Consider the following 13,594-nt stretch of genomic DNA (forward strand, 5'->3'; position numbering starts at 1 on the left):
GCCTGCCGAATGGCAGGCGCAGGACGTCGGAGCAACGCGACGACGGGCCCGAAGGGCCGAGCGCCGAGAGGCGCGAGCAAAGTAGGTCATCGTCAGGCTCCCAATAACAAACCCCCAGCGGCGGCGCCGTTGGGGGTTTTTTATTGGCTGCACGAAAGGGATGACCTACGGGAGTGTGCGAGCTGGTGCCCAGCGGGCAGCCGGAGCAACGCTCCGGCAGGCGAGCACGAGCGGTCCGTCCCGGACCGCTCCGGGTCATCGTCGCCGCCCAAAGGGCGGCCGGTTGAAACACACCCACATCACTGCCCACTTTCCAACTCCACCAAACCACTGATGATCCGTTCCACAAGAATGAGCTGTTCATTGAGGCTGTCCATTGCTGATGCGATTTCGCCAAGTTGCCATCCGAGAACCAGCGTGATCACTCCGAATAGGCCAACGGTGGTCCACCACTTGGCCCGGTGGCGTCGACGCTCCCGTTCGAGTGCTTCCTGATGTCCCGACTGGATACCTGCCAATGTGTTTTTCAACGCCCTTATCTGCTCGTCGGCCTCTTCATAGGCGATTTCCAGAGTGGCCAGGCGACCTGTGAGGCGTTTGTTTGCGCTGGCTTGATTCGAGGACGGGGGCGGTGGTGAGGGGGCGTCATCCATCAAGGCTTCGGCGACCGTGTCCGGTGGACCGGAATCTGTGGGAGTGCCCGAAAGAATGGCATCAATGGTCTGGACCAACTGCTGACGATCGACCTGCTTGCCAATCACGCCGGCGGCACCGTGTGCTTTTGCTTCCTCCATGTATCGCTCAGCTCGCTGTGAGGTGTACATGAACACAGGAATGTGGTGGGTCGCCGGTTGACTCTTCAGTCGCTCCAGTGCCTGAAATCCATCCATTCCGGGGAGTAGGTGATCCAGAAAAATCAGGTCGAAGGTTTCGGTTTGAAGACGCGTGAGCGCCTCTTCGGCGGATGATACCCCGGAGGTTCTGACGTCGACCCGTTCGAGCAGTCGGGCCAGAATGATGCGGGCCGTCGACGAATCATCGACGATGAGTGCGTGGCCTCTCGGCATTCCCTGTCTCCCTTTTAAGGATGCTTGCCTCTGACCAATCCGGACCCGGTGGTCAACTCCCTGAGGTCGTTGACGAACGCTAAGAGGCTTCTGTCCACGATTCAAGGACCATTGTCACTGTTTGGCCGGAAACTGTGTCATGGGAGCCACAATTCGAATCGACCGCCACCAAGGTCACTTTGATTATGTAGGCGGATGAACCCCTTGCGATCCCCATCGTGGTGCAGCTGTGCAACTGTCGAGGCAAAATAAAGCCCTAGACTCGTACTGCCGCTGCTGAAGTCCAACGTCTGGAGATTGGGTGTTTCCTGATGTTGCATGTGCGACGGATAACCGACGCCGTCGTCCTCGACGCTGATGACCAGGTAGCCTTCGGAGGCGTAGGCGGCCAGGCGGATCTTGCCGCTAGTGTATCGAATGGCATTGTTGATCACGTTGTTCAGCACTCCTGTCACCAGATGGTCATCGAAGTAGCCGGTCATGTCTTCGCTTTCGATGTCGTATCCGATACCAAGGCCATTGAGGAGCGGCTTATGGCGGGCGATGTGCTGGTGGATGAAGTCCGGCAGGAAATGTTCTTCCACCGTCGCGGAGAGTGTCTGCTCTCCGAGTCGGTACAGCCCGAGAAGCTGGACCAGGTCATTGTGGATCCGTTCGGCTTCGTACTGGAGTGTGTTGAAGCCACGGGTTTCGGTGTATTGTCCCGGCAAATCGGAACGGAACTCGTCAAGCGATTGCAGAAACATCCCCAGCGAGTTCTTCATGTCATGTACCGCCGAGGCGAGCACCATGGAGAAGTCGATCGGATTGTTTGTTTCCGGTCGTTCGGGGTCAGTCGGGGGAATCGTGGGCATGGGTCAGGGCCTCCACTTTCCGGCGTAATGTCAGGTACCGACGGTATTGACGGTGCTGGGACGGCAGGCCTTCCAGGGCCTGCAGACAACGCCAGCATTCGGCCAGGTCTGCGTCGTCCAGAGGTGTATCGGCCTGGCGCGACAGCAGTACCTGGATCAGATTGAGATTGAGTGCCGTGTGTTGGGGGACCATGGCGAGAGCCGACCGGAACGCGTTGACCGCGGCTGACAGGTCCCCTTGCTCGAATGCATCGATGCCTTTACGGTTGTCTCGACGCGCCTTCATCCGCTGGGCGAAATCGACGGGCTCATCAAGGAGCTGTTCAATGGCTTCGATCTGATCCGGGTCATCCTCGTAACGTTGAGCAAGATCGTGGAGCAGGGGTGTTGCCTTGTCCGGTTGCCCGGTGGCGTAGTATGTCCGTGCGACTTCGAGTCCCGTGGGGGCATCCACCTGAGTCAGGTCGAGCCTCTGAATCACCTCATTGAGGCACCGTGATGCTTCATCTGTACGCCCTTGTCCGGCGTGAGTGCGCGACTCGACCAGCTGTGCCTGAAGACGGCTCGTGAAGGCATCCGGAAAGCGCTCAGAAAGCGTCCTCACCATCTGGATCGCGTCCTCAGCGCGTTTTTGCCCGTCCGCAGTGGTGTCCGTTCCGGCAAGATCGCTCAAGCTCCGGGCGAGGCCCAGATAATGGTCGGGATGGTCGTGTATGGAAAGTGTGCCCTGAGTGACCGCCTGTTGCCACGCCTCACACGCCGTTTCGAGATCCTGGTTCCGGTTCGCCAGTTCGGCCAGTTGGCGCCATCGCAGAATGGCGTGGGGCGAGACCGCCACCGCGCGCTGAAGAGTCCTCTGTGCCTCTCTCGGCTGATTGGCCGCCACTAGCGCAGTTGCGAGCAGGTCGTAGGCCTCCATGGTGTCCGGCTGGTTCCTGACCAGGTGTCGGAAACAGGCGATGGCCTCCTGAAGGTAGCCCTCGGACAATAGAACTCGTCCAAGCCCAAGCCGCGCCCAGGGGACATCGCGCTTGTCCAGTACATCCTGATAGATCTTACGGGCGTGACGGTCATCCCCAAGCCGCAGGTAGAGATCGGCCATTGTTTTCAATAACCAGGTTCGGTAGCGAGGTTCGCTCTGAAGGCGTTCGCGGCATAGTGAAATGGCGCGCGGGTAGTTTTCCAGGTCGATTTCCCGGTTGATTGGCAGGAGCGTACTGCGTTGGCGGATGAGGGCGCCAAGGCGTTGATGCAGCACCGAATGGTTGATGGGTTTGGTGAGATAGCCGTCTGGCTGATACTCCCGGGCGCCCATCACCCGATCACGTGAGGTTTCGGCGGTCACCATGATGAACAGTGCGGTTCGCCTCAGTAGGGCCTTGTAGCGCAACTCCTCCAGAATGTGCTGACCATTGCGGTCTTCTCCGAGATTGAAGTCGCAGAGCACCACATCGAACACGTCGTAGGTGCACATCCGAAGAGCCGAGGACGCCGTGGCGACGGTTTCAATCCGCGTTGCTCCCATTGAAAGCAGCATCTGGCACATGGACCGACGAAAATGGTCAAAGTCGTCGACCACCAGGAATCGTAATCTGGCCAGCTCGCCAGCCAGCCAATGGTCGTTGTCGCGAGTCTGCGTCATGACATGAACTATGGGATGCCGCTGGGCGTTATCCTGAACGACGTTAGATGACCCCTGCCTGAATCACAAGTGGTCCGTTAAGCGGTCTTGCGCCGCCGCAGCAGTTTGTTGACCATGGCGCGCAGGGCAGCCGGCTTTACGGGCTTGAACAGGATCTGGTAACCACGGTCCGTGGCCTGGGACCGGATGTCGTCTCCCAGATACCCCGTGATCAGGATGCCGGGAATAGCGCGTTGGAAATCCCCCTGGAGGGCATCCATGACATCGAGGCCATTCTCATCATCGTCCAGCTGGTAGTCGGCCAGAATGATGTCCGGCGCTTTGCCGTTCAGTCGTTCCCGGGCCTGGTTGAGATGGGTTGCGGCAATCACGTTGCAGTCCCAGTTGCCGAGCAGCGCCACCATGCCCTCGAGGATCGTTTCGTCGTTATCGATACACAGCACCGACAGGCCGCTCAGCTGCGAGACAGAGCGTGATCGCCTGCCGGACGCCGGTTCGGTTGGCGGGGCCGCGGGCGCTTCGGCCATGGGCACCATGATACTGAACACACTGCCTCGCCCCTGATGGGAACGGACGTTGACCGGCAGGTCCAGCATGGTGCTGATACGGTCGACGATGGCCAGACCCAGTCCCAGGCCTTTCGCGTCACTGCCGTGCTGAAGACGCTGAAACTCCTCGAAAATGTGCTGGAGTTTGTCGTCCGGGATGCCCGGGCCCGTGTCCCAGACCTCAATCCGGAGATACCCTTTCAGCCGTCGGCAGCCAAGCAGGATGCGGCCCGACGGTGTGTATCGGATCGCGTTGGACAGGAAATTCTGGACAACCCGTCGCAGAAGCTGCGGGTCCGAGCGCAACCACGCGGAGCTGGGGACCAGGTCCAGACTCAGGCCTCGCTCCTCTGCAATTGCCGAGAATTCTGTAGATAGGTGTCGGAGCATATCGATGACGGGGAAGTCGCTGATATTGGGCTCCAGGGCGCCGGCATCCAGCTTTGAGATGTCCAGCAGGGTGCTGATAATCTCCTCGGCCGCTTCCAGTGAGCTGTCCACGTGACCAACGAGTTCGCTCAGTTCTCCGGTTTCGGTTTTGCCGGCAAGTGCGGACGTGAACAGGCGGGCCGCATTGAGTGGCTGCAGCAGGTCGTGACTGGCCGAGGCCAGAAACCGTGTCTTACTCTGGTTGGCCTGTTCGGCAACGGACTTGGCTTTCAGGAGCTGATCGTTGAGAACCTGCAGCTCCTGTGTCCGTTCCTTCACGCGTTGCTCCAGGTACACGTTCGTTTCCTTGAGTGCCTGTTCTGTGCGACGCATGGGAGTGATGTCCTGAAAAGTCACCACATAACCGCCGCCCGGTATCGGGCTTCCCTCGGTCTGCAGAATGGTGCCATCGGGTCGGTGTTGTTCATCGGAGAGGGTATCACCGCGGCGGATTGTTTCCAGTCGCTGATGGACGATGTCGTCAATTTTGCGAGCCGGCATATTGGTGGTGACCAGGTTGTAGCGAATCAGATCCTCAACCGGTCGTCCGGCCCGGACGTAGCCGCGGGGGTAGGTGAACATGTCGAGAAAACGCTGGTTCCAGACCACGAGCAACTGTTGGTGATTGATGATGGCCACCCCCAGGCTGATGTTCTCGATGGCCGATTGCAGCAGCTCCCGGCTGAACGTCATGGCCTTGGACGTTTCGTCCACGATGCTGACCACATCCTCGATCTGCATATCGCGACCGGTCAGGGTCGATTCCAGCACCACCCGGGCCGTCGACGCCCCGATGACGGAGGCGAGCTGGCGCTCGACGTACTTCATCAGGTGGTTGCTCGCAGGACGTTGAGGGCTCAGTCGCACGGCGTTGCGTCGTTCGTAGTTGCGGAAGGCGGCTGACGCACGCTCCTCTCCCATGAAGCGGTCCGCCAGGGCCTCCAGGTCGGCGGTCATCACATTGCCCTGCCAGGCCTGCTCGTGTGGCGTTTCAGGGCGCGGTTCCGGATCGTGGAAAAACGATGCGATCTGGATAGTCTCCCGCACCCGTTGGCGGGTCAGCAGGGACAATACAACGTAGGCCAGTGTGTTGAGTCCGAGGCTCCAGATAACACCGTGGCTGGTCTGGTCCAGTGACAGACCGAAGAGGGCAGTGGGACGCGTCCATCCCAGCCCGAACAGACCATCCCGGGTAATCGTGGTATCCAGCCAGCCTGTTGATACCAGTGCTGGTAACAACAGCGTGTAACACCAGAGGGTGAAGCCAATCGCCAGGCCAGCGAAGGCACCGGTCTGGTTGCCCCGCCGCCAGACAATACCGCCGATCAGCGACGGCCCGAACTGGGCGGCCGCGGCAAATGAGAGCAGCCCGAACGCTGTCAGGCTGTAGTCCGAGCCGGCCAGCCGATAAAAGCCATAGGAGGCGAACAGAATCAGGAGTATCGCGCCGCGGCGGATCCAGAGCAGCAGGGAGCTGACATCCCGCTTGCGGTCAATGCGGTCCTGAAAGAGTTTGAGGACCGCCGGCATGACAATCTCATTACTGATCATGGTGGCAATGGCGACGGAGCAGACGATGACCATCGCGGCCGCAGCCGACCCGCCACCCAGATAGGCGAGGACCGCCAGCACCTCAGCGCCCGCCTCGATGGGGAGTGTCAGGATCAGAGTGTCCGGGTCCACGACCGAGGTTGTGCCGGAATTGGCCAGTAGACCCGCCGCAGCGATGGGCAGGACAAATGCGCTGGCGATAATCAGGTACGCCGGCATGGCCCAGCGGGCCGTGTTGAAGTCCCGGTGGTCGGCGTTCTCGACCACCATGACGTGGAACTGTCTGGGCAGACAGAAGATGGCCAGCATGGCAATGAGCGTCTGGGTGATGAACGCGGGCGCCTCAATGCCATCGGTGGTGAGGGTTCCGGTCAGATTGGCCGCACTGATACGGCCGAACAGGTCGCCAATGCCATCGTGAAGAGAGAAGGTGACAAATAAGCCAACGGCGACAAAAGCGACCAGCTTGATGATCGACTCAAATGCAATCGCCTGGATCATCCCCCGATGGTGTTCGGTGGATTCAAGATGCCGGGTCCCGAACAGTACCGTAAACGCCGCCAGTGCCAGGGTGATGTACCAGGCCGAGTCGTTCCACGCCGGATGGATCACGAACGGTGAGCCCGTGTTATCGGCTGACAGCGTGTTGAAGCCCATCGCAATGGCTTTGAGTTGCAACGCGATGTAGGGGACGCTCCCGACCAGCGCGATGAGCGCGACCAGCGCAGCGAGCGACTGGGATTTGCCATAGCGCGACGCAATGAAATCCGCGATGGAGGTGCTGTTGTTGCGTTTACTGATCGTGATGATGCGACGGATCAGTGTGGCCCCGAACAGAAAGACCAGCAGCGGGCCCAGATAAATGGGGAGAAACCCCAGCCCTTCCTGTGTGGCACGTCCGACAGCGCCGTAAAACGTCCACGACGTGAAGTAGACCGCCAGGGATAGCGCGTAGACGTGCGTTCGTGTCCACCGCTTTCGATACAGTGCCGGATGCCGGTCGCCGGCCCAGGCGATGCCAAAGAGCAGTGAAATATAGGCCAGGGATATGAGAACCAGCAGCCAGACGTTCAGCATGGGGGGCTCTTCCGTCGTTGATTCACAATCGCAAGGCCGGAGCGCCGGGGTATCCCGGGGTCCGGCATAACCGGTTATCGGCAGACTTCCGTCAGCAGTGGATCGCCATTGGGCAGTTTCGTCAGAGACCCATCGTGAAAGGCTCCTTCGTCGTTTAGCTGGCCCAGCTCGCGCGATTCGCAGTTCAGCAGGTAGCGACTGTTGGCCACCTGGTCTGTCTGGCTGTGTTCGAACCGGTAAAGCCGGAAGCCGACGACGCTGTCCTGTGTCGCAGAAGTCCGGATGCTATTGGTATCCAGAACTGTAAAACCGCCCACTCGGGGAATAATGAAGGTCCAGGGCTTCCAGATCGCGGGTTCGCGGCTTTTCTGGACCACGACTGACCCTTCCGGGAGTTGCGCCTGTTTGTGCTCGAACCAGGTGTACTCGCCGTGAATCTGGTACGCGAGCATTCCGGCGCCCGCGAAGACGGGCACCAGCCATTTGGGTGCCTTCTGGCGTGTTGCCGCCCTTATCATCAGAGCGATCCCGGCCGCACCAAAACCGGCGACCACGGTCGCAATCAAATGCCACAACATACTGCTGTCCTCAAAAAAAAAGCGGGCTTTCCCCACAGGAGGAAAGCCCGCCTGACTCAGCCCGGCGGACCCTCCGGGTCCGGCTCAGGCTGCATTATGGCTTAGTGGTCCGAGGCGCTGCCAGCTCCGCGTGGGAAACGCACGCTCTCGACCAGCTCCTGGATCTCCTCCGGCGGTTCCTCGGTGGCGTTGGACACCCCGAAGGCAACGATGAAGTTGATCACCGCGCCAATCGCCCCGAAGGACAGCGGGGACACGCCCAGCAGCCAGTACTCCGCCGTATCCGGGAAATTGGCGGTGCCGCCGACAAAGAACCAGCCCTTGTACATGAAGATGTACACCAGCGTTACGATCAGGCCGGTCAGCATCCCCGCAATCGCGCCCTTGTTGTTAATGCGCTTGGAGAAGATGCCCATCATCAGTGCCGGGAAAATCGATGCACCGGCGATACCGAAGGCCAGTGCCACCACCTGCGCCGCGAAGCCTGGAGGGTTCGCCCCCAGATACGTGGCGATGATGATGGCGACCGCCATCGAGATCCGGGCGGCAAGCAACTCGCCTTTCTCCGTGATATTGGGGTTAATGGCGCCCTTGATCAGGTCGTGACTGACGGCCGACGATATGGCCAGCAACAGACCGGCCGCCGTCGACAGCGCTGCTGCGAGACCGCCCGCGGCAATCAGACCGATGACCCAGGGTGGCAGTTGAGCAATTTCCGGGTTGGCCAGAACCAGAATGTCTCGGTTGACCACCAGCTCGTTGCCATTCCAGCCGCGAGATTCCGCGGTGCTCTGGAACTCCTGATTGTCATCGTTGTACAGCTGAATGCGGCCGTCGTTGTTCTTGTCCTCGTACTGAATCAGACCGGTCTCCTGCCATGTCCGGATCCAGTTCGGACGCTCCGAATACTCGATGGCTTCGGCCTGCGGCCCTTCTGGATAGATCGTCGTGATCAGGTTCAGGCGGGCCATGGAGGCAACAGCCGGAGCGGTCAGGTACAGCAGGGCGATGAAGACCAGTGCCCAGCCGGCGGACCAGCGCGCGTCAGCCACCTTCGGAACCGTGAAGAACCGGATGATGACGTGCGGCAGACCGGCCGTCCCGATCATCAGTGACAGGGTGAACAGCACCATGTTCAGCTTATTGGGCACATCCGCCGTGTAGGCGGAAAAGCCCAGGTCCTGAACGACCTGGTCCAGCTTCGCCAGCAGCGGCACACCCGACTCACTGTGTTCACTGAACAGACCCAGTGGTGGGATCGGGTTGCCTGTCAGTTCCAGCGAAATGAAGACCGCCGGGATGGTGTAGGCGATGATCAGCACGCTGTACTGGGCCACCTGCGTGTAGGTGATGCCTTTCATGCCACCCATGACGGCGTACATGAACACCACGACGGCCGCAATCAGCAGGCCGGTCAGGTTGTCCACCTCCAGAAAGCGGGAGAAGGCCACACCGGCACCGGTCATCTGACCGATGACGTAGGTGACCGACGCCACAATCAGGCAGGCCACCGCCACAAAGCGCGCGTTACGGCTGTAGAACCGGTCACCAATGAACTCTGGCACCGTGAATTTGCCGAATTTACGCAGGTAGGGCGCCAGCAGCATTGCCAGCAGGACGTAGCCACCGGTCCAGCCCATCAGGAAGGTGGAGTTCGCATAACCACCGGCGGCAATCAGGCCCGCCATGGAGATGAAAGAGGCCGCTGACATCCAGTCAGCGGCTGTTGCCATGCCATTGGTAACAGGGTGAACCCCGCCGCCGGCGACATAGAAATCCTTGGTGGTGCCAGCCTTGGCCCAGATCGCGATCCCGATGTACAGGGCGAAGGAGGCACCGACGAATATGAGGTTAATGACAAATTGACTCATCCGGGCTTACTCCTCGTGGACACCAAATTCGCGATCGATCTTGTTCATCTTCCAGCCGTAGAAGAAAATCAATGCGATGAAGGTGAGAATGGAACCCTGTTGGGCGAACCAGAACCCGAGGTCGGTACCTCCGAACGTGATTCCTGCGAGGAGTGGACGGAAGAGAATGGCGCAGCCATAGGAGACGAACGCCCAGACACCCAGGCATCCGAAGATGAGGCGCAGGTTCTTCTTCCAGTATTTCTCAGCGTCGTAGTTGCTACCCGACATAACAGCTCTCCTGTGTTGTTGTTGTTCAGTCGGCGATTATTTGAGTTGTTGGGAACTTGTTGTTCCTTGTTACTTCCGATCCCTTGCACTACCCGACTCTACGCAGCAATGAAAAACTGAGTATTGGCAAATGGTCTAAGTGAGCCGGTGTGCGCCAGGATCAGGTGAGGTGGCTGTTATGGAAGCGTTTCAGGCGGCGCTTGTCCCGGAGTTTGTCGGTCAGCGCTCCAAACGTCGACAGATCGTCTTTGAGGCCACGGTGCAGGGCCATCAGTGTCAGCTCAGCAGTGACCAAGGCGTCAGCCGCCGCGTGGTGGCGGGCATCAATGGTCAGGCCCAGCTGCTCAATCCACTCATCCAGTCGGGTGGCGCGTCGCTCCGGGTAGAGAGCTGGTAGCAGCTCGGCGACATCGAGCCAGGTGTGACGGCGCCGGTAGTCCAACTGCTGGCGCAGCAGTTTCTCGAGAAATGACTGATCGAACGCCGAATGAAACGCCAGTATCGGGTCACCATTCATCCACATCAGTAGATGATGCAGGGCATCTTCCGTCTCATGGCCGCTTCGAAGCGCTTCTGGCCCGATACCATGGATCAGAACGGTCTCGCGGATATCCAGCTCCGGTCGTCGTAGAATCAGATCGACCTGATCGCGCATCGGAATGGTCAGCGCCTCAATGGCGACGGCCCCGATCGCGATGACCTGGTCCCGGGAAGGATTCAGGCCGGTGGTTTCGAGATCCAGCACGATCAGGCGCATGGTCGAGAGACCCCGACTACTGGCGTCCCCCGGAACGGGCCACTCCTCCGTCTGCGATGAGGGGCGTTGGTGTCGCTGTCGACTGAACCAGTCCTTGAACCGTTCCAGCATTGGATATCGACCTCAGAGTTGGTAGGTGAGTTCCAGTTTTTGCTGCAGTCGCTGGGCCTGTCGAAACGACTCCCTGAGGATACGGCGGTCCAGCGGGTTCAGGTGGTTCGGGTTGATGTAGTTGGTCAGCGATTCGCCCCGCTCGAGCTGATCCTGATGGGCTCGCATGCGGATGGCCTGGATCAGGCTGTAAGCCTCGCGCCAGGCGCCGCCGTCCTGTTCGCTGAAAACGCCGCGCTCGATCAGGTGATCCATCCGTTCCAGCGTATTGGGGGCGGCAATGCCATGGGCCAGGGCGAACACACGGATCGCCTCAACGAACGGTGCCAGCCCCTGGCGCTTGAGGTCGAGTGAGTGCCGATCGCCGTCCGGCGCGTAGCGGAAATTGCGAAACATGGTCAACGGGGGGCGCCGCTCGACCGCATTGCCCGCCAGCATTTTCTGGAACAGATCGTTTTTCTGGATGCGCCCCAGGACCGTGTCCAGCAGGCGGTCCAGAGGCGCTTTCGGGCCAAACACCGAGCGCATGTCCAGAAAAATGCATGAGTAGACCAGATTCTGGGGCGTCGACGCGTCGATGAAGCGTAGGAACCAGTCATCCCACTCCCGGGCGCTGAGGCAGAGTTTGGGGTTGCTGGCCATGATGTTACCCGGGCAGAGGGTGAATCCACATTCGGCGAGTTCCTGGTTCACCGTCTCCGCGAAGGGCAGGAGTCGCTCCCGCACCTGATCTTCGGTCATGCCATCGGGCACCTCGAACAGGATGCCATTGTCCTGATCGGTCAGCAGAGTCTGCTCCTGGCGCCCCTCGCTGCCAAACGTCAGCCATGTGAACGAAATGCCCGGGTCGTCACGTTTCAGGTTCAGCTCCAGTACGCGTCGAACCGTGCAGTCGTTCAGAGTGGTGATGATTCGTAGTACCTGACCGGAATCGGCGCCATGGGCCAGCATGGCGTCCACCAGTCGGGAGACTTCCGAGCGCAGTGCCACCAGTGTTTGAAGGTGAGTGGCAGTGCCGATGGCTCGCGCCAGATGGACCAGATCGACGCGCTGCAGAGAGAACAGATCGCGTTCTGAAATGACACCGACGAGATGACCGTCCTCGTCCGTGAGGCAGACGTGGGCAAAGTGATGCTCCGCCATCAGCATGGCGGCTTCAAAGGCTGTCGCGGAAATCGGTAACAGTTTGGGGTTTGGTGTCATGACCGTCGAAATGGGGTCCTCCAGCGACGCGGCACTGGACGCGACCATGGTGCGCAGGTCCCTCAGCGTGAATATGCCGGTGGGATAGCGGCGTTCATCGGTAATGATCATGCTGCCGACATTGTTGTCCTGCATCCGGCCCACGACTTTGCGAATGGGGGTATCGGGCGTGCAGACAATCGGATTGCGGACCGCGTAGCGTTCCAGCGGGGTGTCCAGAGAGCTGTCGCTGCCAATGGACTGCATCGCACTACTCTGGATGCGCTGGTTGACCTGATCCAAAAGGCTGCTGACGCCACGCAGACAGAAATCTCGGAAAGCGTCGCTGTCGGCAAAGAGTGAGACGAAATGGTCGCGGTCAAGGGACAGGCAGAACGTATCCCCGGCGGCGCGGTGCAATGTCCGGGTAGGGCGTTCGCCCAGCAGGGCCGCCACCGGAAAACACTCGCCCTCACTGATCTCGAACGTTGTGTCGATCCGGCCATCACCCCGGGTGTCGCGTTCGCCGCGGATCTGTCCCTGTTTGACGACGTTGAAATGCGTGACCGGGCCCGACTCGGGAGACAGCACCACGTCGCCATCGGCGAAAAACCGCAGCTGGCTGTTCTCGGCAAAGTACGCCAGGTGGTGATCGTCCATGCTGCTGAACGGCGGATGCGCCTGCAGGAACAGCATCAGGGACCGGATGTTCTGGGACGGGGATTCCGCTGTGGATCGATTCATAACCATCTCCTCCTGCCGGCAGTCTATGGCAAACAGCCCGTAAAGGGTGTTCGACTAATGTACAACGGACAGCGTCCGGGTCCTGATCTAGTATGGTCACTGTCGCTCGGAACCGATCTCCTTCCGGGCGGCTGTCTGTGGTGTCTGAAAGCTTATGGGGGACTCCCCCTGTGCTTTTCTGCCCCCGGGATGTCCCGGGGGCTTTTTTATGGTTGGTCCCCCGCCTGATCGATCCATTGGTGGTCGACTCCCGTCTTCCGGTGCCATGGCCTGCGAGCGGTGTGGTATCGTGAGCTGGACGCGATCCACAGACGATCTTTCCGGAACGACCATGACCAGCAAAGCAGATCGACTCGAGTTTCTGGAGGCCATGGGGGATGTCCGCCCGATCAAGCGCCCCAACCGGGCTGACGTTCGGCACGCCCCCGACGTCACGCCCGGCCACCTTGAGCGCCAGAGGGCTGCGGTCGAGCAGCCACTGGTCGACCGAAATCCGCTGACCGGTGGAGACGCGGAACCCCTTGGTGCCCGCGATGAGCTGTCTTACCAGCGTCCCGGTATCCAGCACGGTGTCTATAAAAAACTGCGCCTCGGCCAGTACCCCATCGAGGCCCGGCTGGACCTGCACCGAATGACGGTCGACCAGGCCCGCCGTGAAGTGTTCGGGTTTGTCCGGGAATGCGTTGAACACAGTGTGCGCTGTGTTCTGATCCTTCACGGCAAGGGGGAACGTAATCCGGATGGCATCGCACGTATCAAGAGCTACCTGGCGAAGTGGTTGCCCGAACTGGACGATGTCATGGCCTTCCATTCGGCTCGCAAGCATCACGGGGGCACGGGGGCCGTTTATGTCATGCTGCGTAAGAGCGAGCGTGAACGTCAGCGGAACCGTGAGCGTCATGGCGGTTACTGA

At 60.1% G+C, this 13,594-nt stretch carries 10 protein-coding genes; 1 reads left to right on the forward strand and 9 read right to left on the reverse strand.

The genetic code is table 11. The features are described 5' to 3' along the window. Positions 1-299: 299 nt before the first annotated feature. The 9 genes from C8D92_RS15045 to C8D92_RS15085 form a co-directional block, all read right to left on the reverse strand. The gene (locus C8D92_RS15045; RefSeq protein WP_116919871.1) at positions 300-1,067 is read right to left on the reverse strand and encodes a response regulator; all 768 of its coding nucleotides are present in this window, start codon (positions 1,065-1,067) and stop codon (positions 300-302) included. Between the two features lie 137 nt (positions 1,068-1,204). Then, a complete protein-coding gene (locus tag C8D92_RS15050) occupies positions 1,205-1,921 on the reverse strand; it encodes a sensor histidine kinase (protein WP_116919872.1) in 717 nt (238 codons plus the stop codon). Next, positions 1,899-3,563: a tetratricopeptide repeat protein gene (locus C8D92_RS15055; RefSeq protein WP_116919873.1), complete on the reverse strand. Its 1,665-nt coding sequence runs from the start codon at positions 3,561-3,563 to the stop codon at positions 1,899-1,901. The genes C8D92_RS15050 and C8D92_RS15055 overlap by 23 nt, the downstream gene beginning before the upstream one ends. A 77-nt stretch (positions 3,564-3,640) precedes the next feature. Continuing rightward, positions 3,641-7,168 (reverse strand): hybrid sensor histidine kinase/response regulator, encoded by a 3,528-nt coding sequence (locus C8D92_RS15060; protein WP_116919874.1) that lies wholly within the window; start codon positions 7,166-7,168, stop codon positions 3,641-3,643. Positions 7,169-7,242: 74 nt separating this feature from the next. Beyond that, the gene (locus C8D92_RS15065) at positions 7,243-7,746 is read right to left on the reverse strand and encodes a hypothetical protein (RefSeq protein WP_116919875.1); all 504 of its coding nucleotides are present in this window, start codon (positions 7,744-7,746) and stop codon (positions 7,243-7,245) included. Positions 7,747-7,847: 101 nt separating this feature from the next. Then, on the reverse strand, positions 7,848-9,617 hold the full coding sequence (locus C8D92_RS15070; protein WP_116919876.1) for a sodium:solute symporter family protein: 1,770 nt from the start codon (positions 9,615-9,617) through the stop codon (positions 7,848-7,850). Between the two features lie 6 nt (positions 9,618-9,623). After that, a complete protein-coding gene (locus C8D92_RS15075) occupies positions 9,624-9,887 on the reverse strand; it encodes a DUF4212 domain-containing protein (protein ID WP_116919877.1) in 264 nt (87 codons plus the stop codon). A 160-nt stretch (positions 9,888-10,047) separates the two neighbouring features. After that, a complete protein-coding gene (locus C8D92_RS15080; protein WP_116919878.1) occupies positions 10,048-10,755 on the reverse strand; it encodes a 3'-5' exonuclease in 708 nt (235 codons plus the stop codon). A gap of 12 nt (positions 10,756-10,767) precedes the next feature. Then, on the reverse strand, positions 10,768-12,681 hold the full coding sequence (locus tag C8D92_RS15085; protein ID WP_116919879.1) for a putative nucleotidyltransferase substrate binding domain-containing protein: 1,914 nt from the start codon (positions 12,679-12,681) through the stop codon (positions 10,768-10,770). Positions 12,682-13,012: 331 nt separating this feature from the next. Between C8D92_RS15085 and smrA the strand changes: the two genes are divergently transcribed. Next, positions 13,013-13,594, forward strand: a complete 582-nt coding sequence (gene smrA / locus C8D92_RS15090; RefSeq protein ID WP_116919880.1) for a DNA endonuclease SmrA — start codon at positions 13,013-13,015, stop codon at positions 13,592-13,594.

Origin of the sequence: Tamilnaduibacter salinus (assembly GCF_003096655.1) — a bacterium.
Lineage (GTDB): Bacteria > Pseudomonadota > Gammaproteobacteria > Pseudomonadales > Oleiphilaceae > Tamilnaduibacter > Tamilnaduibacter salinus.

Coding starts and splice junctions, on each gene's coding strand:
- C8D92_RS15080 (WP_116919878.1), bottom strand. CDS start 10,755: ATGCTGGAACGGTTCAAGGACTGGTTCAGTCGACAGCGACACCAACGC.
- C8D92_RS15050 (WP_116919872.1), bottom strand. CDS start 1,921: ATGCCCACGATTCCCCCGACTGACCCCGAACGACCGGAAACAAACAAT.
- C8D92_RS15060 (WP_116919874.1), bottom strand. CDS start 7,168: ATGCTGAACGTCTGGCTGCTGGTTCTCATATCCCTGGCCTATATTTCA.
- C8D92_RS15055 (WP_116919873.1), bottom strand. CDS start 3,563: ATGACGCAGACTCGCGACAACGACCATTGGCTGGCTGGCGAGCTGGCC.
- C8D92_RS15075 (WP_116919877.1), bottom strand. CDS start 9,887: ATGTCGGGTAGCAACTACGACGCTGAGAAATACTGGAAGAAGAACCTG.
- C8D92_RS15045 (WP_116919871.1), bottom strand. CDS start 1,067: ATGCCGAGAGGCCACGCACTCATCGTCGATGATTCGTCGACGGCCCGC.
- smrA (WP_116919880.1), top strand. CDS start 13,013: ATGACCAGCAAAGCAGATCGACTCGAGTTTCTGGAGGCCATGGGGGAT.
- C8D92_RS15070 (WP_116919876.1), bottom strand. CDS start 9,617: ATGAGTCAATTTGTCATTAACCTCATATTCGTCGGTGCCTCCTTCGCC.
- C8D92_RS15065 (WP_116919875.1), bottom strand. CDS start 7,746: ATGTTGTGGCATTTGATTGCGACCGTGGTCGCCGGTTTTGGTGCGGCC.
- C8D92_RS15085 (WP_116919879.1), bottom strand. CDS start 12,681: ATGAATCGATCCACAGCGGAATCCCCGTCCCAGAACATCCGGTCCCTG.